The 17,784-nt window shown below is 37.1% G+C and carries 18 protein-coding genes; 3 read left to right on the forward strand and 15 right to left on the reverse strand.

From position 1 onward, the window contains the following. The first annotated feature begins 66 nt into the window (after positions 1–66). The 3 genes from AN957_RS18955 to AN957_RS18965 are packed head-to-tail and all read left to right on the forward strand — an operon-like array spanning position 67 to position 823. Positions 67–270 (forward strand): helix-turn-helix domain-containing protein, encoded by a 204-nt coding sequence (locus AN957_RS18955; protein ID WP_156341153.1) that lies wholly within the window; start codon positions 67–69, stop codon positions 268–270. 1 nt (position 271) lies between these two features. Further along, a complete protein-coding gene (locus AN957_RS18960; protein WP_056685574.1) occupies positions 272–547 on the forward strand; it encodes a hypothetical protein in 276 nt (91 codons plus the stop codon). 9 nt (positions 548–556) lie between these two features. Continuing rightward, positions 557–823: a hypothetical protein gene (locus AN957_RS18965; protein ID WP_056685577.1), complete on the forward strand. Its 267-nt coding sequence runs from the start codon at positions 557–559 to the stop codon at positions 821–823. A gap of 36 nt (positions 824–859) precedes the next feature. Here the strand turns inward: AN957_RS18965 and AN957_RS18970 are convergent, their stop codons facing one another. From AN957_RS18970 to AN957_RS19035, 15 genes are all read right to left on the reverse strand, one after another. Next, the gene (locus tag AN957_RS18970; RefSeq protein ID WP_056685580.1) at positions 860–1,555 is read right to left on the reverse strand and encodes a peptidoglycan recognition protein family protein; all 696 of its coding nucleotides are present in this window, start codon (positions 1,553–1,555) and stop codon (positions 860–862) included. Continuing rightward, positions 1,552–1,965 (reverse strand): phage holin family protein, encoded by a 414-nt coding sequence (locus tag AN957_RS18975; protein ID WP_056685583.1) that lies wholly within the window; start codon positions 1,963–1,965, stop codon positions 1,552–1,554. The genes AN957_RS18970 and AN957_RS18975 overlap by 4 nt, the downstream gene beginning before the upstream one ends. A gap of 40 nt (positions 1,966–2,005) precedes the next feature. After that, positions 2,006–2,254, reverse strand: a complete 249-nt coding sequence (locus AN957_RS18980) for a hypothetical protein (protein WP_056685587.1) — start codon at positions 2,252–2,254, stop codon at positions 2,006–2,008. Between the two features lie 11 nt (positions 2,255–2,265). Next, positions 2,266–6,519: an LPD38 domain-containing protein gene (locus AN957_RS18985; protein WP_056685590.1), complete on the reverse strand. Its 4,254-nt coding sequence runs from the start codon at positions 6,517–6,519 to the stop codon at positions 2,266–2,268. A 39-nt stretch (positions 6,520–6,558) separates the two neighbouring features. Further along, a complete protein-coding gene (locus AN957_RS18990) occupies positions 6,559–7,053 on the reverse strand; it encodes an HNH endonuclease (RefSeq protein WP_056685593.1) in 495 nt (164 codons plus the stop codon). Positions 7,054–7,066: 13 nt separating this feature from the next. Further along, positions 7,067–8,533: a M23 family metallopeptidase gene (locus AN957_RS18995; RefSeq protein WP_056685596.1), complete on the reverse strand. Its 1,467-nt coding sequence runs from the start codon at positions 8,531–8,533 to the stop codon at positions 7,067–7,069. A 40-nt stretch (positions 8,534–8,573) separates the two neighbouring features. Beyond that, positions 8,574–8,729: a hypothetical protein gene (locus AN957_RS28150; protein WP_172797658.1), complete on the reverse strand. Its 156-nt coding sequence runs from the start codon at positions 8,727–8,729 to the stop codon at positions 8,574–8,576. A 17-nt stretch (positions 8,730–8,746) separates the two neighbouring features. Beyond that, on the reverse strand, positions 8,747–9,049 hold the full coding sequence (locus AN957_RS19000) for a hypothetical protein (protein WP_056685599.1): 303 nt from the start codon (positions 9,047–9,049) through the stop codon (positions 8,747–8,749). Beyond that, the gene (locus tag AN957_RS19005; RefSeq protein ID WP_056685602.1) at positions 9,046–11,481 is read right to left on the reverse strand and encodes a hypothetical protein; all 2,436 of its coding nucleotides are present in this window, start codon (positions 11,479–11,481) and stop codon (positions 9,046–9,048) included. The genes AN957_RS19000 and AN957_RS19005 overlap by 4 nt, the downstream gene beginning before the upstream one ends. An 11-nt stretch (positions 11,482–11,492) precedes the next feature. Further along, on the reverse strand, positions 11,493–13,046 hold the full coding sequence (locus AN957_RS19010) for a hypothetical protein (protein ID WP_056685605.1): 1,554 nt from the start codon (positions 13,044–13,046) through the stop codon (positions 11,493–11,495). Further along, positions 13,046–13,594, reverse strand: a complete 549-nt coding sequence (locus tag AN957_RS19015; protein ID WP_056685608.1) for a phage adaptor protein — start codon at positions 13,592–13,594, stop codon at positions 13,046–13,048. Before AN957_RS19015 ends, AN957_RS19010 begins: the two co-directional genes overlap by 1 nt. Positions 13,595–13,602: 8 nt before the next feature. Further along, complete coding sequence (locus AN957_RS28905; protein WP_281176510.1) at positions 13,603–13,731, reverse strand: hypothetical protein; 129 nt, start codon at positions 13,729–13,731, stop codon at positions 13,603–13,605. A gap of 56 nt (positions 13,732–13,787) precedes the next feature. Further along, positions 13,788–14,693 (reverse strand): Mu-like prophage major head subunit gpT family protein, encoded by a 906-nt coding sequence (locus AN957_RS19020; protein ID WP_056685611.1) that lies wholly within the window; start codon positions 14,691–14,693, stop codon positions 13,788–13,790. A gap of 13 nt (positions 14,694–14,706) precedes the next feature. Beyond that, the gene (locus AN957_RS19025) at positions 14,707–15,543 is read right to left on the reverse strand and encodes a hypothetical protein (RefSeq protein WP_056685614.1); all 837 of its coding nucleotides are present in this window, start codon (positions 15,541–15,543) and stop codon (positions 14,707–14,709) included. 488 nt (positions 15,544–16,031) lie between these two features. Then, positions 16,032–17,780: a portal protein gene (locus AN957_RS19035; RefSeq protein WP_056685620.1), complete on the reverse strand. Its 1,749-nt coding sequence runs from the start codon at positions 17,778–17,780 to the stop codon at positions 16,032–16,034. Between the last annotated feature and the right edge of the window lie 4 nt (positions 17,781–17,784).

The following is a 17,784-nucleotide window of genomic DNA, read 5'->3' on the forward strand; positions in this document are numbered from 1 at the left end:
ATTGAATTAAATTGACGAAAGGAAAACACCAAATTTTGTTGAATATTGTATTAGGTGATGACAAGCGTGGTTAAATTAATTAGCAAAATCGGTGATTTAATTAACGAAAGTGGATTAAAAAAGAAGTTTATTGCGGAAAAATTGAAGGTGAGTGTAGCGCAGTTAAGAAACTACGAAACTGGACATAGTCTAATTCCTATTGACAAAGCATACGTATTATCTGAATTGTTGGGTGTAAAAGTGGATGATTTATACGAAAGGAGTGAATAATTTGGAGTTGGTATTTGATTTCATAGGTGCATTCATTATTACATGGGCGATATATAATATTTTTCAAATAATTTTAATGAGATTTCTTGATCCAAAAACACTTCGATATGTTTCGTTTATTGGTTCTTCTATTTTGATATTAATTGTCACAAGTTTTACAATGGGAATTGTGGCAGGATTCATTATCTATTTACCTGCTCTTTTTATTTGGTTAGTATTTGACCTAATAAAAATCAATAAAAAAGAAAATAACCGTACCAAAAGTAAAACTGCATAGAGGTATAAGATGAAAGTGCATATAGCAATACATCTAAACGTCGAAGATAGCATAAGTGCCAGTCGGGCAACGTTTTATGTAAAAGATAGTGACTTTAAGAAAGATGCAGACTTTGCAGTAGGAATAATTGCTTATGAATGGATTCAGAGCAGACGGAGAGAGTTTGGTTTCAGAAGGATGGAAATAGAGAAAGTTATTTGGGATGAACAGCATGATATTACTGATCTTGTTAAACAAATAAGACCAATCGAACCACCAGATGATTTGCCATTTTAATTAAGCCCCTCTCAAATAAGAGAGGGGCTATTCTTATTACTTCATTTTCTTTTCTAATTCCTCAATTCGTTTTGCTAATGGAATCGTCGCATTCCAAACATAATATTGATTCACTACTCGAAATGGATCATTTCCATCTGTAATGCCAAGGCGTATAGCTTCTTGTCTTACATCTTCTTGAGCATCAGATAATTTTTGTTCTTTCACCTCATCAACCCCTTGTTCTAATTTCCCTCTCTCAGCTATACAACGATTAACAAACTCTTGCCAACGACCTTGTAAAAGGTTTCTCGGACAATTCTTTCCACTCCAATGTTTATGAGGAACAACTTTATGGGAAGGAATACTGAATTGTTTCATTAGTTGTCCAACAACTTCTGCAGCATTTTGTAATGCTTTTTCATAATCTCCATCAGAGTTTACGCAGATTTCTACTCCAATTGATTTTCTATTACCAGAACCGTTTGTTCCATCACCAGCATGCATTCCTGCTTCGTAAAAAGGTAATGATTGTATTGCTTGTTGGCAATCAACTTGTATGTGCCATGAAGCTTTTCTGCTGTTTCCGTTTAATTGTAGTCGGGAGTGTGCATCAGCATTAGCTCCCGTATTAGTGTTATCTGTTTCGTGAATGGTGATATATTCAGGCGTCATCGGTAATATAACCAGTTTTCCATTAACGTTATATTTAGGCTTTTTATTATCTGGAACCAGCCTTTGAACAACCTTCACTTGCTATCACCTTTTTCACTTTTCAATTGTTCAAATCTATCACTAATAAAAGATGGTACTGGAATTCCTAATCGATGCATGTTTTCAGTAATGCTAATACCCTCAGTACCAATCAAAAAGAAGATCATAGCATTTCTTAAGAAGTTGCTATCTGATCCTGAAATAACATCTAGTTGGTTCGCGACAATAACAAGCGAGATCATAGCTCCCTTTTTTACTAATCCGCGAAAGGCTTTCTTAGAGGATGTCGTCTTCTCACCAAGACTTGCGAGTATGCCAGTTAAATAGTCCGTAAGCATAATAACAGCAAGAGCAATTAGCAGTTTATCAATCCCTCCTAAAAGAAAAGCAGCACTTGCAAAAGTGCCGCCTGTTATAAATGTATAAAGTGTGTCCGTAGTATTTTTCATTTGTTACCTCCCAAAATTAAAAGAGGACTCAATGAGTCCTCTAAAAATGTTTTTTAAATCCCTTTTCATCTCTGGTGTTATCGTCCTTAAATAGTCTTTTAATGAAATAGATGACATCCTTCATAAAGAAGAAAAGCCAACATATTATAGCTACACCGAAAAATATAACCACAACCGCACCAATTGGATAGGATAGCCAAGATATTAAGTGAATGTAAGATAAATAAACAACGATCCCCAATGGAATCCATATCAAAGGTGAAAATGCACTAAATAGAAATTTTCTCAAGTTCTCACCACCTACGGGATTCTATTCCCTGCTTTTGCTATTTGAGTTATTATCTGATCAATCTGTTTAATAACGTCTGCTTTTTCTTTTCCACTCATGTTTGGTTCATCAATCACAGCACGCTTAGCTGCTTGTAATTCGCTTATTTCTTTTGATAACTGATTTATTGTTTTCAATGTTTCAGTATTTTCATGTTCCGGATCATGCTTCTTAGCTGATAAGTTTTCTCTCTTTAATTTGTCCATACGCTTATAGAAGTCATTAACACTTTGATTATTTCCCTCAAGATTCTTGACTACGAAACGATTAAGAATAGGAGCACCAGCTAAGCCTTTATCAGGAAGCTCTGGTTTATCATTACCCGCTAACTTATAACCTAAATCTGTACCCTTTAAGAAATAGCCACCTAAGCCGCCAGTATACCCCTTAAATACATGTTCAATTTTTCTAGGTGACTTTTCCGATAATGCTCCAAGGCCTTTCGATAATTCGGATTGATATGGACCGTACTGATCTTCTGGTAACATATCCTGTTCGCGTCTCGGAACAATTGGAGAGTCAAAATGCATACTTTTATTTCCGTAAACTTCAATCCAAGGAAGGATAGCTGTAGGAATCCAGTTTGGAGTAAAGGCTTCTCTAACTGTCTTTCCAAATCCCTCAAACGCTTTTGGATCATTTGTTTTCATGTAGTCGAGCATTCGTTCAAATGAAGTTCCAAACATAATTCCAGCTTCAAAAGGTTTAGGGAGTTTGTAAATTTGATCTCCTATTTCAAAATGCCAGAATAGATCCCTTTCACGTTGTGGAATTTCTTTATACCAATCTTTATCTTGGTTATAATAATACGCAACAACCGAAGGCAAAGTGATACTAGCTAACGATTTAACAGTAGCTTCAACTTTTCTTTCTTTAAAGGTACGGGCAAGTTTATCCATAGATTGAACAGCTGCATTAAAAAATGCTGTCACTTGATTATATTGCCTACCTACCGTTCCAGCTCGACTAAAATCAATCAAATCACGAGAAGAAAAGGCTGCTTCTTTTGGAGTAGCTCCTTTTTTCAAACCCTTTTTAAATTCTCCTAACCTAGTGGATTCTTCCGTAATTTCCGATACCTTTCGTAATGGTCTAAGAAAAGTATCTAAAGCTTTTAAAGGGGTGCCAAAGTTATTTTTAACTTTCTGACTTAGGGATTGTTTTACCATTTTACGTAGGTCGGCTTGTAGATATTCGCGATCAAGAGTAGATAATACTGAGTTCGCTCCACCACTTTGTTTCCATAACCAGTAATCACTGTCTCTTTTGAGAACGCTCTTCATCCCTTTAGCCATATCCACAAATGGAATAAATCCATATTTTGAGTTAACGAAAGCTGATAACTGATCACGGAATATATTTACAGGTCCGAAATCAGGAGATAGCACAGCACCGGCTCGTAATGTTTTAGCAGGAACCCCCATTAAGTTAATGAAGAAGTTTTGCTTTTGTGCATCCAATGAAAGCATAGCTTTGTATAAATCGTCTTGTAGCTCCATTTCAATCTTTTGCCCATCTTTGTACACATAAACCTTGTTACCTTCACCTTTAAATAGATTATCAATCGCGTCTGTTCTGCCATCATTCATTTGTACTGTTGCATCATCCAGGACACTTGAAAGATTGTCGATGGAAGCATCTTGTTTTGTTACGTTTGTAATTCTACCCCACATATTATTTTCTGGAGCACTTTTCAATAAGTCATACAATGCTACTCCAACTTTATTTCTTTCTGCGATGTTAGTTATAACATACGTGTTTTTCACAATGCTTTCAATAGGATTAATAATAGGTTTTGTAGATCCAGTTCTTTGTTTGATTGGGTTAGCTTGACTAGCAAACTTCATTTTAGGACTAGTTAAAGGTTCAAACCCTCTAACTCGTGGCTCTTGCACCCGATTCATTGGAATATAGTTAGGATTTTCCTTAAAAATCTTTTTAAGAGCATCGTCAGTATAATATCCTGAATCCTTCAATTCTTTCATTAAATTTTGACTGTACTTAACTAATTCCTTTTGATGCGTCTTAAAGTTAGGTGATTCTGCTTCAATTTGGCGAATGGTCGCTTCTGCTAATTGGTAATCATTCATACCTTCGACATTCTTCGGTTTAATTCCTGCTGTTAGCCCTTTACTATCGTAATCCAATGCACGTTTTGAAGTAGTGTAAGCTAAGAAATCATCTATATTATTTTCAATTGGTTTAATGATTTCTTTCAATGATTTTTCTAGCTTTTGGCCAGAGTCACTAAATACACCACCATTTAGATAGGTTTCAGCTTTTCCTGCTACGCCACGAGCCAGTTGAGCCAGTTTATGAGGGTCATTGTCAATTTTTAATCCTTTGCCCCCTAAATCCTTTGATGCCTTATTTACTGCATGTAAATCACTCACAATCGCAGTATAAGCTTTATCAAATGACCACTTAGACTTTTCACGGTTACCAGTTGAATCAATTTGTTGTTTAACAATTTCTTTCGGATTATCTATATCAATCGGTGTACGGTCAATTGGTGTTCCACGAACCATAGGCACCTCATTTACACCTGATTCAATAGGTTCAAAATCCCTTCCCGGACGCAAACGATCCAAAGCTGGCTGTTGGGTAGGCTCTGCACTACTTCGTAATTCACTCAATCTAGCTAATGAAGGTTCGATTGATGCTGCCACAGTCGAACCATCCGCATTATCCATCAACCTTAATAGCTCAGCTTTCTCTTGTTGTAGTGCTTCTATCTCTGGACCAAAGATAATTTCATTTTCTTGATTAGCCCTTATAAAATTAGTTAATTGTTCTATCTCATTATCAATTTCTTGTATCGACTTCTGGGAAATTTCTTGGTTATTAGCAATTAGATCATTTTGCCTTGGTCGATTCGGAAGAGTGACGTTATCAACTGGAAGCATCTCTCCTTTAGGGCGCGCAAGACCTGATAATCGATTATACAATTCGTTTGATTTTCTTGAGTTGGCTAGGTTACTAGTTGGCAGGCTATTTACTACTGATTTACTAGGTGCCCCAGAGAATGTTGGTACATCACCTTTAGCAAAGGGTGATAAGCTAGTTTGAATGGCTTTACTTATTCCTTTTCCTAAACCATATAAGGCAGGGTCGGCAATAGCTCCAAGCCCAACTCCCAACCCGATATGTTTCAAGTTATCTATATAATTGGTATCTTGAGGGTTTATAGCTTCACGAACACCCACTTCGCCCCCACCAATCATACCACCAGCAATTGCACCTTCTTGAGCTAATTGCTTAAGTTTATCTAAACCTTTTGAACCCGGCTTTAATCCTAAACCAGCTCCACGGATTGCTTTATAAGTTCCCATACCAGGAACAAGATATCCTAAGGCATCATAACCAAAGTCTGTTATCTTTCCTGCTAATGATCTATCTTCATTTGTAAACTGCGCTGCCCGTTGACCATCGTTTGTTTTCTTATAAACTTGGTCAAGAGTGCCTAGTGTCGCTGTGTTAGCAAGCCTTGTAAGCCCTCTAGTTGATTCTTTGGTGAATTTACTTCTATCCGTACTCACCGCATCATCCACGTTGTTTTTAAAGGCTTCAGTAAAGCTAACATCATCAAATGGGTTAATCGCTTGACCAAAGTTTTTTAAGGGAGTCATGATGTCATTTATTAACGATCCATTGTTTTTATCCTTCTTGCTCTTGTTATCATTGTTTTTTTTTAAGACACTCAAGTCACCTTTTTTCTGCTCGTTCTTTTTGGGAGTAGGTTCTTGAAGGTTATATTTTTTATAAACATTATTTTTTTCCGCTTTGACTTCCTTTGTCAATCGCTTTGTATATTCCTTAAATTCTCTTTCAGAACGGAATTGCCCATTTGAAGATGCGTTATACATAGCGTTGATATAATCATTAACAGTGAATCCTTGCTCTTTAATCTGCGCTTGTAACATAGGATTATTACGAATGTTTTCAGCATTCCTATTAGCTCCTTGTTTACGAAGTGCTGTATTATTTTCAGGCTCTTTCCAATAAGCGAGAGCATCCTCATACGTCTTCTTAGAAGCTTTCTTTTCAGCTTCCTTTTGAGCCTTTTGATATTCCTTTAAACGATGATTATATTCATCTTTTGAAATATCAACCTGTGCTTTTGTTGCTCCAATATTCCGTGCATTAGAAAGACCGGCATCATATGAGCCTTTTCCGAAACGTTGCTCAAATACATCTTTATATTTTTCTCGATTAAATCCTGCCATATCTACCCTCCTAAACAGGCATAATAAAAAGAGTAGCCATTAGACTACTCTTTCGAATTTATATCCACCTGTACTTCTACGTTTGCCGTATAGGATACTACTAATATGAGCCTGTGATAAACTCAACTTTCTCGCTGCTTCTCTTTGAGATTCAAATACTATTTCTTCATTTGTTTCAATCCTGATAGCTTTAATAGGTTGCCTAAGGTGGTTTCCATGTGTCGTCATAACTCTAACATTATCTGCATGGCTTAGTAGCTCAAGGTTATTCCAACTATTATCAATTTTATTCTCATTGATATGATTGACTGTCATCCCTATACATTTTTCTCCCCAACGTGCAACAGCTAAAACTTGATGTTGAAAAACGCGTTTTCCTGCTAACTTCATTCTTAAATATCCCTTATTTAATGCATTTACATTACGATTTAACACTTTTCCATTCTCTAAGTCTAATTCTAATTTGTGAAGATTATCTCGGATAAATACATAAGTTTCTTTCTTCATACCATTACAGTGAAAATTAGAAGGCATGTCGCACCTCTCTTTATCTTAAAAATGGTGATGGATCTAACACAGCACCTTTTGCATTGGTTACTTCATAATGTAAGTGAGGCCCTGTTGAACGTCCTGTATTACCTGATTTACCTACTAAACTACCTCTTGAAACGTTCTGGCCAACTTTTACACCAATGCTGTCAAGGTGGGCATAACGATGTAAGAAGCCTTTAGCATCCTGAATAACTATGGTGTTTCCATAACTCGAACTACCAGAAGTTGAAACTACCTTTCCGGCAACGGTAGATGCAACAGGCGTACCCTTAGGAACAGCTATATCCATCCCTCTATGTTGTGAATTTTTCTGACCAGTAACAGGGTGTGTTCGTCCTCCAAAACCAGAAGTAATCTTGTAATCTTTTAAGTTAGGTACCCAACCATCTCCTTTCACATCTGATTTAAAATTTGCGTTGTTATAGTAATCAATCATGGCTTGATTCATAGATTGATCAAGGTTACCTTTATATTCCATTTCATACATGCGCCAAGCAGCATCTTCACCATATTGTGCTTTAGCCCATTCAAGCTGTGCTTTTTCAGATGCAGACATATTCTCAAATACATATTTGCGCCAAGCTCGATTATCCTTTTGTTCAGATTCCCACTCTGCATCACGGCGTTTATCTCGTTGTTGTTGGTAACCGAAGTTACGGTCATTAAGCGCCCTCTGATAATCAAATTCCTGATTATATCGTTGATCACCTACTAAATCTCGTGACCTACCGTAGTCAAAATCACGCTGATTAGTGTACTTACCCCAATCGAATTGCTCTCGGTTAAGGTTAAGACCTTCAATACCAAGATACTCACTTAGAGCCTGCCCTCTTTCTTGCAATGCCAAGTTTTGGTCAAATTCCATCATACGTTGAGCCATCTCAGCAGTCTTTGCAGCACGTTGAGCATCAAGATCAGAAATATTCGATTGAGTAGCAATACCAATCTTATTCATTTGGTCTGCTGCTAGACCACTGTGAGCCAATCCTCGTGCACTAGAAACCTCGGAAGCGTTTAACTCATTTTGGTACCTATTTTTTCTAACAGTTTCTAATGCTCGTTCATAAAGAGGATCGAGTTGTTGTTTAGCACGGTCAGCAGCTTCACCATAAGATAATGCATTTCGCTGGTTAGGTGTGAACGAACCTCTTGAACTTGAACCACCTGTATAAGTAACCTCAGGTTCTTTGTTATACTCTTCGTTAACCTTCCCACTAATGGTTCCTTGTCGTTGTTCATGGCTCATTTTCCCCCATTGATTACTATCGACACCATAATAACCTGGAAGATCATCATATTTAGAATCATAGTTTCCCACATGATCTGTTTTTCCCGTTTGCTTAAATATATAATAATTACGCAACGAATCCGGATCAGCCATCTTTCGGTTGTCCGGATTGTCATAATAACCACTTGTTAATTTGTCTTTAACACTGTCTTGGTAATCTTTTAAGCTACTCACGCCTTACACTCCCTTCAGGCATAAAAAATAACGCCTACTATTAAGCAGCGTTCAAGAATGTAACTAATTCTGTATATTGTTCTTGAGTAATGCGATTCCCAAGTAAGAAAATGTCTAGTTTTTGTTGCATATCTTCTTTTGTTTCAAATGATTTTCTCTCTATAACTGATTTACATCCAATATAAGTTAAATTCATTTTCCATTCCTCCTATTTTAAATGATTCCTAGTTCAAGGGCAGTTACACGATAATCTACATTCACCACATAATCCATGAGTATTTCTGTTTCTGTTGGTGGTTGTGGTGGTTCAGGAGGGGAAGGCGGTGCTTCAATTTCTACTGCTACTACTTCTCCTTTTACCCTCTCTAATCGAAAGTATGGTATTGTTACCTCAATAAATCCGTAATCTTCTACATTCCCGCCTACATTTAATTCAAAATCTCTTTCAGGACTTATCCCTACAGGAACGGTAGAAACAATCTTTAAATCAGATTTACGATAGATTTTAACACTCATATTCCCCAAACCTCCACTTCCACTTGTGCTGTCAGGTTAATAGGTGTGTTTACAGTGTTATTTACAGTGTTTGTAAATTCAAGAAGAAAAGCACTAAATAAAGGATCGAGATTATAAAACTTAGTTAGATATATGCCGCCGCTATTTGAATATGTGCTACCATGACTATGCCCCGGCGGTGCGGATGAGGAATTATAGGGATTTTTAGGATCGATGTCCTTATTAAACTGAACATAATACTTTCTGGTAGCATCAGAGCTTGAACGATCTTCAATCCACACTCTGCCAGTAGTAAGCCATTCCTCCACGCCCATCGTATACCCAAAAGTTGGATCTTGTCTCCTAACATTCGCTGACTCTATAACGGTTGCGGTTGATGGTTTGGTAGCTATTTTACTAAAATATACCTTAATCATTTTAGGAACGATACCATCCAATGGAATTGTTTTAGTATACTTATTCGGTTTGTCAGGAGCTTCCAAATGGGCAGGGTACAATGATATATTATCAGTAGTGTAGACTTCCCAATAAAACCTTTTATATCTTAGTTTTCCTACAGTCTTACCGTCAGGTGTACGAGGATATCCGTCTTTTCCAATCATAGGAATACCGTACGGCTTACCTAGTTTATCAACAATGTCTAGCTCAATTTGGGAAACTCGCCTTTTCAATTCTTCAATCTGGACTACTTGTTCGTCACTTTCCATATGGAAGTTAACGTTGCCCTTTACTAGTGTGTCTTTTACATAACAAGAATATCTAAAGCGATCTAGAACTTTGTAGGTGGCTGTATAAATAGCTACAGGGTCATAGAGACTATCATCTATTTGGGCAATATAGTCACCGAATGCGTTAGGAACATCTGTTTTTTCATAATAACTCCACAAATTATCCTTCTTATTATTTTTATAAACACCTAAAAACTGTGAAACCTCATTTTTTAACGATGAATCTTGTAGACCTTTATCATTAATACGGTAAAGCTTTTCAATGTGAACTGGATTAGTTACTTCTCTTATTACAACACCTTCACCTAAAGTAACCTTATTTGTGCCCTTTACTAAACGCAAAGCACCCTCATACTTAGTAGAAACATCTTGTTCAGAAACAGTTTTATAAATGACTTTTATTGGCTTCCAGTCATGGTAACTCGCTGTTGGTAGAGTTAAGCTTTCACCCGTGCCGATTATACGGAGCCATTTTTTGTCACCTTTTGTTGCTTTGTTTGCATCGACATAAGGTACTGTACCATCAGCGTGAGCCATTTTCCATCCTAGTATAAATGCTAAAATCTCATGCTTATTTGGAATAATATTGTAAGTTGGTTGTCCACTTACAGGTGGCGCAGGATCATCTTGCCATCCAGTATCTGTTGCAGAAACAAACAATATTAAACTATCATTATCGAGATAATATCGATTGTTAGTAATATTGGCAGCAGAATCGGTACGAGTAAAGTAAGAGTTATTGAATTTAATAACCTCTACATCGTATATATCAATCCCTTTAGAAAAATCACTTAATGGTATCTTTATAGCCTTACCACCTATATAGCTACTGTTAATAGTTGGATTTTTAACGGTTTCAGCAGTCAATTCACATTCAATTTTATTCTGTTTCTTACGCCAATTTCCGCGATCATCTTGATACAGCTTATCGCCTTTATATAAATATTCATCAAAATATAAGCCAGAGCCATTATCTATTTCAATATACGGCCCTCTCACTGGCTGATAGTTTTGCACAAATTCCCTTTCAACAGTTCCCTCGACAAGCATCGGACCCTCAAAAGTGAAAGTACCAGGTTCATCATTTTTATTTTTAAAAGCAAGATGAATTATAGAGTTGTTTGCCGAATTAAATTTAATAAATTGCGCATCTGTATAAGCTACTACTGCCGTATCACTCATTGTAGAGTCAAGAATTGCAATCGCTCCAGAATGCTTCATACTATACACATAATCCTGATTGCGTTTGATTTCAACTCTAATAGAACTTACTTCTTTAGCACTGGCAGCATTCAAGGTAACTTTATCAGGGCTGTTTTTAACCACGTTTGCATGTAAGGTCCAATGATTGAAATCAAGAGCATGGTTTTTCACTTCATCCCCTAGTATTTCAACCGGAACAAGCGCAGCATTTTCAGGAGCTTCAATGGTATTTTCTCCACGCTTTAGGGTTACTGTTATCTTTTCTTCTTCCTTGACCATGTTTTCCATTTCTGTGACTCGTGAAGAGATTAAAGGATCTGCTTCTTGAAATGAATGGCCATTCCAGGTACCTTTAAAGTCACCAGTTTCATCAACTTTTTTCTTCACTTCATCATCAAGACTATTATGGGCATCTATAATATTATTAAATTCCTCATCTACCTGTTCAGCATTTGTTCTAGTTCCGTTCTGAAAATCATATTTCCTTTGAATCTTTGCCATATTATCACTCCTTATGGCTTCTTTACTTTGTATTGAAATGTCATTCCTAAAATTGTTAAGGGCTGATCTACTTTATCATTGGTGATGATTAACTGAATGTTTTTACCTCTTTTTTGAATCCTTAACTCATTCTCAACAACATCCCTGTAGCCCCAGAAGGATTCACCCCAGATTGCCTCTCCCCATGGGTCAGATTCATCCGTTGAAACTTCCTCTATATCAACATCTATATAATCCACTTTAGCCGAGAGATTAAATACTGATTGTTCTTTGTCATATTGCTTACATAAAGTCCAAAACTTACGGAACTTCTTATCTTGAACCTCTTTTCCAAAATCAAAATTCTTTGTTTGAAGTCTAAAAGTAATAGCTGCACCATCATCTGAATATACATTTTCATCAAATCTATAGATGTACCCTAAGTCAGAAGCAAAAAATAAAACCCCTTCTTTAGATAAAAAGGAGTTTGCCTTAATGTTTGTAAACTTGGTCCAGCATTGAAGAATTGTATCGTAAACAAGTGTTAAACCACTTGGGAAAGAGAGATAGTATTTGTTATCAAAGTAATGTCCAACAGCTTTTCTTTTGTCAGCAAGCGAAATACCTTTCAGAGTGCTTTCAATACTAGATAGTACCCTGCCTTGACTAGTAAGAGTAGACACTTGCCTTGCACTTACATAGTTCTGATCAGTGGAATACATGGCATATACACCATCTTCCGCAAGGTAGAAAAGGTCATTGCCGACCATTTTAACGGAGTTTGGAGCAATACACCCTGTAGGTACATTTATTTTCTGAAGGTCAAACGCTTCGATTGTTCGGCCATCACCCCGTAAGAACCACACAGAGCTTTCACAAAGGATAACTAAACCGTCACGGAAAGCTTCTAACTGGTTGATCACATCGTTATTATCAGTCGCTACATCAATAAAGAATATGGCTGGCCAATAATCATATACCGCATATCCAAGCTTTGGATCATGATGGCAGAAGGAAAGTCGATTTTTAACTGTTGGGTGTGCTGCAGCATAAATTCGGTCTTGTTTAATAGCCAATGCCCTAAAATTAGTGAGATTAGCTAAATCATTAAGCCCGGGATCTTGTTCTTCATTCACTCCTGTTCCCTCGGTCCCTTCCACAACCGGAACATGTGGAATTACTTCAGATACAACCCCAGCTTGATATTGTTTTAACTTACCGCCATCGGCAAACAGCACTACATCCCCAATGTTACGGTCTTTATAGCTAATCATTTGTACTTCGGAACTAGATAAAGAGCCTGTAATTACGCTCAGATTGCCGTTTGATTCCGAGTAAACCTTTTTATCACTGACTGCCAAATAAGCCCTATCTCCATTAAATCTGTTGTGCTGATAGTGCTTTGTAATTGGATTTGGTAAATGATTAGAGTATTTCACATAGCCGTTTCTCTTGGATATCGGCCCCTTGCCAAATACCACATTTTCGGCATCAACTACCGCCTGATCAGGTATGAGATTGGCTGCTGTTTTATCATTAATACCTAATTCAAATGTTCGGAGTGGATAAAGTAATTTCTTAGCCATCAAGTCACCAACCTTACTTGCCCGACTTCTCCATCCTGATTCTGCTCAATAGCAAAATCTCTTTTCTTTGCCTGGTACTCACTCCATGCATTCATTTGCATTTCTGGTTCCTCATCTTGATATTTTGCTCGAGCAACTGCATACAAGACTAATAGATCGTGATAATTCGATGGAAGTACAGGTTCATCATCAGGGTTTACAAGGTGCGGTAATTTCGCATAGTAATATAGCGTTAATTCTCCGTTATTTTCAGGCTTTGGCTGAATAGTTAAGGCATTGCCCCACTTTTTATAACCTCGGCTTGTACGGTCTTTTAAAGGGATTTCAAAGAGTTCGTTATCATCCATGATTAGTTCAATCTTATGAAAGTCAGAAGGTAAATCATATTTATCCTGACCAATAACTAAAGGAATGACAGCAGTCTGTTTATACTTTGCTACAGGAGTAAGATCATCCAATCCCCTATTAATCCATTGAATTATCTCGGCATTGGATAAGGAATCATCTATATCCTTGTTTACTTCTTTTATTAAACTTGATAGATTCATGCAATCACCTACTTTTTAGTGGTGGTCTTTGGCTTTAATTCCTTGAGAATTTCCTCTTTAGCTTCTTTGATTTCATTTTTGATAAATGCAGCTAATAGTTTGCCATCTTCACTGTTTGGAAGTTTAATTTCACTCACATTGATTCCTCCTTTAAATTAGAAAAAGGGAAGGCTTATGCCCTCCCTAGCTTTTATTAGGGTCCAACTACACCAGTTGAGCCGACGATACCTCTCCAATCACTTACACCGTAAGAATAGCGCATATAACCGCGATATTTTGCTTCTAGTGTATCAAAATCTTCTTCTTGCTTGAATTCAGGCTTCACACGCCAGAAGAAGTTCAATTCTGATACATCAGGATCTTGAATAAACCAAGCAGTATCAGAAGTTAGATAATCATAAACTACAACTTCAAGAGCGCCTTTAATTGTATTAATATCGTTAAAATCAGTTCCGGATTTCTTTTCTGATCCAACAATTTCTCGTGCCACAAATTCAAGTTTACGCGGAACGATTAGTTTACGAGGTTGGAATTGAATTTTATTTCCAACTTCATCCACCTGTTCATGCATGCACTGAATGGCGATTTTTAAATTTGCATCATTTAGAGCACCTGTTACAAGGTTTCCCCCTGCGCCCCCACCTTTTAAAACATGATCATTAGCAAATAATGCTTTGCCATCATAAATTGCATTTGCCACACCATCAAAACCATTGTTCAGGATGCCTGCTGCATCATTTTCAACCTTTGTTCGTCCTGCACGGGCAAGGTTTTTAGGTTTTTTATTGATAATTCCATACAACTCATCATCATGCATTTCTCGTGATACTTTAAATCCTTTTGCGAAAGATTTATGTTTGTAGTGCATCTCCCAACCTGGTGCTGGATCTTCATAGCTAACAGAACCAGTTTCGGTTTTTTCCTCCCACGGTGTGAATCCACCTAGTGATAAATCATGTTCCATATGCTTTTTAGATGCTTTCACATTATAAATCTTATTAAATTGTTCAGACTTCTCCGGATAAGTTTCGAAGAAAATTTTTCTTAACCCCGGTTCTAATAATTTACCAAAACCAGCTGTAGTTGTTTGTAAAGTCATTTACTATTCCTCCTTAGGATTTCCATTTTGCGTATTCTTCAGGGCTTAACCCTAATTTTTGAGCCATTGTAATTTCTTCTTGGCTTAAATTCAGACTAACCATCGCATTTTCATCGTGTGTTTCCACATGCTTACCTTGTCTCGCTTTAATCTGATCCACCACTTTCTGTTCTGCCTGTTGCTGGAGAGAAGGAATTTGTTCCTTTAACCCACGCAAACTAGCAAACTCATAGGCTTCTGTAAGAGTCATATTTTTATGTTTAGTTGCTAGTTCAAACATCTCTTGTTCAAACTTAGGGAAATTTTCATCCTTTTTAAGTTCATTTAATTCTGTATTAACTTGCTGTTGAAAAGCTTGGAACCGCATCTCTTCAAGTTGTTTTTCTACTGTTGATAGTTTTTCATTTACAGGTGCAACATATTGTTTGTATGCTTCTTCATCCATACCCAAACGATGTGCTTCTTGTTGTATATGTCTTTCTTGTTCAGCTTCTTGTGCAGCTTGGATTAATTCATCAATTGATGAATACCCTGTAATTTGTGCTACCCTTTGTAAGTGTTGCTCATAATCGGTAGCCTTCTGATTTACCTTGTCATAATTTAGACCCTTCTGAATGTAAGCGGGAGCTTCATCACGACTAATCCTCATATTTTCTTTGTTGTACTTTACTTCAAAGAAATCTTCATCCTGTGTGGTGGCAGGAGGTTCTTCATCTTGAACCTGTGTAGGCTCTGTTTCGATACCCGGATCAATTGTTTCTTCAATTGGTGCTTCTTCTACTGGTGGTTCATCACTGTGGTACTGTAAATCTAACTTCAATAAAAATTCGCTATGGTTGGCGATTGTCATATTTCTTATCCTCCCTCGGTATGGTAGCCGACAAAATAATATAAAAAGGCTAAGGAAGTCTCATCCCTAGCCCGATACTTATTCAGTTAGTTCTAACAATGCAGTTAAACCTATGAAAATAGAGCCAAACAATAAAGTTCCCCAGAACAAAGCATGAAATACCCAGTACATTAGCTAACCTTCTCTAATAGAATCCATAATGCTGTACCTAAAGCAATAGAAATAAGGATTATAAAGCCCCAAAATACAAGAGTGAAAATCATTACTATTCACTCCTAGACCAGTAGCCGCAACGTTTACAGGCAGTCTTTTTCGCCTTTAAGACGTAGCAGTAATAGGTTTCCTTTTTACATTTGGCCCACGAGCATATACAGGTATGAATCACGTCACCGATAGCGTCTAGCCATGTATCATTTTTAATATCTTTTAACCAATATATGAATGTTTTCATTTTCTCACCTTCTTTGAACAAGGTATCCTCCACAAAATTATCTAGGTGCTAATAATGTTTGCATTATTTGATCTTCATTCATTCCCTGCTGCATCATTTCTTGTGCTTCCTGTTGCACTTCTGGTGGAGCTCCTTGCATAAATGTATTAAAGTCAGGTGGTCCTTGTGGTTGTTTTTGCATTGCTTGTTGTTGCATCATCATTTCTTGTTTCCTCTGAAGCACTTCCTCGGCTTTAGGGAACTTAACTGTTTCTAATAACGCTTGTTCATCAATAACCTTCATCTGGAACAATTCTTTTGCTTGTTCATACAAGAATGCCTTTGAATATTGCATCGAGGAACCAACTTCAACACGAACATCAAAGTCAGGATCTATTTCAATTACTTGTTTCTCTAATTGTCCTTTTTCCCCATTGAATTCATCATATTCTCTTTTTGTTTTCAACTCATCTGCCTTAAATCTAATGAACTGAGCTTGATAATTATCTCCAAGAATACGAATATACCGTGGTTCTTGATAAAACTCTCTGACTAGCTCAATGATCAACTCACCAATCTCTTTTAATCCAGCTTCCAATGTTCGCCCTAATAGCCTTACACGTTGGTTAGCACTCTCTTGAAGGGCAAGAATAGCACTTGCAGCTGTAACCCCACTAGGAGCCTTTCCTTGCGTTACATCATGAATACCTGAAACTGATTCAGCATCCCTTTTCTTAGTTGTTAGATGATTAGGGATAAAGTTTGGTATCCCTAATCCACTTTCTTGTTTAACACCATTAACATTCTGAACCGGAACCATCTTCATAGGCATATTTGTAAATTGATTTTGGTTAATTCCTGCAGTCGGTTCATAGAATATCGTTCCATTCCCACCTAATCTAGCATTATCCAATATCTGCTGATCCAATAGATTAACAATCATCTGTGGAGAAATGATTTGAGCAAGCACACCCATCGCCCAGAACTTCTTCTCTACAGGGAATGCTGGAATAGCTACGAATGGATAACGGCCATGTTTATAGAATTCTTTCTCATCCCTTAGTAAAGTATCTCCAGCAATCGTTACAAGCCGTATCTTGCCGTTTTCCTTCGCCCAATACTCAATCAATAGGACTTTGTTATCTCTCCGTGGTGAATCGTCAGTATCGTCAAAGACAGCAATTTCCTCATACTTCTTATCTGCCTGTACATCTTTGCCGTAACGCTTTTTAATGTACTCAACACTCTTTTGAGAAGCATAGATAACATAATCACTGTCTTGTACACTCTTAGCCCTTGGTGAGATAAAGAACTGATCTAATGGCACATTAATGATGTCTATATCTCCTAAACCTTTTATTAGTTCAGGATTCCAGAACACCTTGTAAATGCCCATACCATGCTTTATTCGAGTACGTTCATTGAGGATTAGTTTATAATCCATGTCTCGAACATCCCAAACATACTCAATGATCTTGGAAAGAATATCAGCCTTTTGTTCATCACCTGGTTCTGTCGGCAAGGTAACAATCTGCGGTCTGTTATCTGTCAACTGTGGAATAATGCTTTCAACAATAGAAAAGCATATGTTAGTCACGGGTTGAACCTGACCTTCATATGCTGGTTTACTCTTCCATTGTTTCCCTCGGTAGAAGTCTTCTTGCCTTTGCCAAGACTTCTCTTCTGCTGCTTTGATGGTTCGGGATTCTATGAATCTATTTTGAATGAGTTGAACAAGTTTTTGTTCGTTCTGTTTTTGTTTTTCGGATGAATCATTCTTTTCAACCTTTTCCTTTGTTAATTCCATTGGG

The sequence above is a fragment of the Cytobacillus solani genome (assembly GCF_001420595.1).
Taxonomy (GTDB): Bacteria; Bacillota; Bacilli; order Bacillales; family Cytobacillaceae; genus Cytobacillus; species Cytobacillus solani.

Excerpts from the sequence above, each read along its gene's own strand:
- AN957_RS18965 (WP_056685577.1), top strand. The coding sequence starts at position 557 with ATGAAAGTGCATATAGCAATACATCTAAACGTCGAAGATAGCATAAGT.
- AN957_RS18975 (WP_056685583.1), bottom strand. The coding sequence starts at position 1,965 with ATGAAAAATACTACGGACACACTTTATACATTTATAACAGGCGGCACT.
- AN957_RS18985 (WP_056685590.1), bottom strand. The coding sequence starts at position 6,519 with ATGGCAGGATTTAATCGAGAAAAATATAAAGATGTATTTGAGCAACGT.
- AN957_RS18990 (WP_056685593.1), bottom strand. The coding sequence starts at position 7,053 with ATGCCTTCTAATTTTCACTGTAATGGTATGAAGAAAGAAACTTATGTA.
- AN957_RS28150 (WP_172797658.1), bottom strand. The coding sequence starts at position 8,729 with ATGAATTTAACTTATATTGGATGTAAATCAGTTATAGAGAGAAAATCA.
- AN957_RS19000 (WP_056685599.1), bottom strand. The coding sequence starts at position 9,049 with ATGAGTGTTAAAATCTATCGTAAATCTGATTTAAAGATTGTTTCTACC.
- AN957_RS19005 (WP_056685602.1), bottom strand. The coding sequence starts at position 11,481 with ATGGCAAAGATTCAAAGGAAATATGATTTTCAGAACGGAACTAGAACA.
- AN957_RS19010 (WP_056685605.1), bottom strand. The coding sequence starts at position 13,046 with ATGGCTAAGAAATTACTTTATCCACTCCGAACATTTGAATTAGGTATT.
- AN957_RS19015 (WP_056685608.1), bottom strand. The coding sequence starts at position 13,594 with ATGAATCTATCAAGTTTAATAAAAGAAGTAAACAAGGATATAGATGAT.
- AN957_RS19020 (WP_056685611.1), bottom strand. The coding sequence starts at position 14,693 with ATGACTTTACAAACAACTACAGCTGGTTTTGGTAAATTATTAGAACCG.
- AN957_RS19025 (WP_056685614.1), bottom strand. The coding sequence starts at position 15,543 with ATGACAATCGCCAACCATAGCGAATTTTTATTGAAGTTAGATTTACAG.
- AN957_RS19035 (WP_056685620.1), bottom strand. The coding sequence starts at position 17,780 with ATGGAATTAACAAAGGAAAAGGTTGAAAAGAATGATTCATCCGAAAAA.